General features: G+C 58.3%; 2 protein-coding genes and 1 pseudogene. All 3 read right to left on the minus strand.

What is annotated here, in order from left to right; translation table 11 throughout:
* A pseudogene (locus tag CSC70_RS14745) lies at window positions 1–154 on the minus strand (hypothetical protein); the annotation flags it as partial.
* Window positions 91–834: a C40 family peptidase gene (locus CSC70_RS13615; protein ID WP_000194780.1), complete on the minus strand. Its 744-nt coding sequence runs from the start codon at window positions 832–834 to the stop codon at window positions 91–93. The pseudogene CSC70_RS14745 and the gene CSC70_RS13615, both read right to left, overlap by 64 nt.
* 5 nt (window positions 835–839) lie before the next feature.
* On the minus strand, window positions 840–1,512 hold a 673-nt coding region (locus CSC70_RS13620; protein WP_162457182.1), incomplete at its 5' end, for a phage minor tail protein L.

Below are 1,512 nucleotides of genomic sequence, written 5' to 3' on the forward strand. Positions count from 1 at the left end.
CAATCCGTACCTGATACCAGCCGTCGCTCAGTTTCTGACGAAACGCCGGGAGCTGTGTGGCCAGTGCCCGGATGGCTTCAGCCCCCGTTTTCACACGAAGGTCGATGCGGCGACCAAATCGTTGTAAATCCCCGTAAAGGCAGATGCGCGCCATGCCCGGTGACGCCAGAGGGAGTGTGTGCGTCGCTGCCATTTGTCGGTGTACCTCTCTCGTTTGCTCAGTTGTTCAGGAATATGGTGCAGCAGCTCGCCGTCGCCGCAGTAAATTGCGGCGTGATTCGGCACTGATGAACCAAAACAGCACAGCAGCACATCGCCCGGCTGTGCCGCTGACAACGGCACCTGATACAGCCCCGTCGCCTCCAGATTATCCAGATAGAGATTCTGGCCGTTACGCCACCAGTCATCCTCACGATGAAAGTCCGGCATCTCAATCCCCGCCAGATGATAAGCATCCCGGAACAGTGTGTAACAGTCCGTCACACCGTGCTCAAAGCGCCGCCCGGTGAGATGCGGCACACAGCGGAACTTATGAATCGTCCCCCGGCAGACCAGCCACCACGGCAAATCACTCTGCACCTGCAGCCGCCGGTCGGCCTCACTCAGCCAGGGCAGACCTCCGGGGTGGCTGTGGACCAGCGCCACAATCTCACCCTGCATTTCTGCCTGCAGCCAGTCTTCCGGCGACATACGGAAATACGCCTCCGGCTCACCGGAGATATTCACGCAGGGGAAATATCTTTCCCCCTCCGGCGTGCTTACCACGAAGCCGCACGACTCCGCTGGCGCACATCGCCGGGCGTGCGCCAGAATCGCTGATTCTGTCTGTGTCATGGGATTTACTGCGAAAGTTTGTTAATGGAAAGGAAGCCGCCAAAGTTGCCGACGTTATTGCGGAACTTACAACCGCTCAGGCATTTGCTGCATTTATCCTTCGTGATATCGGACGTTGGCTGGTCATATTCATCCGCGACAGCCGGACCGCTATAACCGCACTCGTCACCGCGATAGGTCCAGGTGCAGGTGTTGGCCAGCATGATACGTCCCGGAAAAACAGCGCCATCCGTTTCCGTCGGCGTGGACAGTACAAAGGAGGCACTCACCGCGCTCAGTTCGCTGCACTGCTCAATGCGCCAGCGGCTGATCACCTCCTGCTCCGGATCGGCGTAACTGTTTCCGTTGACGAAGTTCACCGCATCCAGAAAACGGGCGTAAACCTTACGCCGGACCACCGTTCCGCCGACCAGACTCTGCATATCTTCCGCCATCCCGGTGACCATACCGTACAGGTTAGAAACCGTCAGCGTGGGGCGCGTACTGGTGCCTTTGCCATTCAGTTCAAAACCGCTCCCCTGAATGGGATACGGCTGATACTGTCGCCCCTGCCAGGTGACCGGCTCACCTTTTTCGTTCTGCTCATTACAGAAAAAATAGCGTACTCCACCGACCACTGTCAGGTCGATTCCCCAGAGCGCCACGCTGGCCGACTGCTCCGCACGGGTGCATTCATTC

Source organism: Pseudoxanthomonas kalamensis DSM 18571 (genome assembly GCF_010211745.1).
Lineage (GTDB): Bacteria > Pseudomonadota > Gammaproteobacteria > Xanthomonadales > Xanthomonadaceae > Pseudoxanthomonas_A > Pseudoxanthomonas_A kalamensis.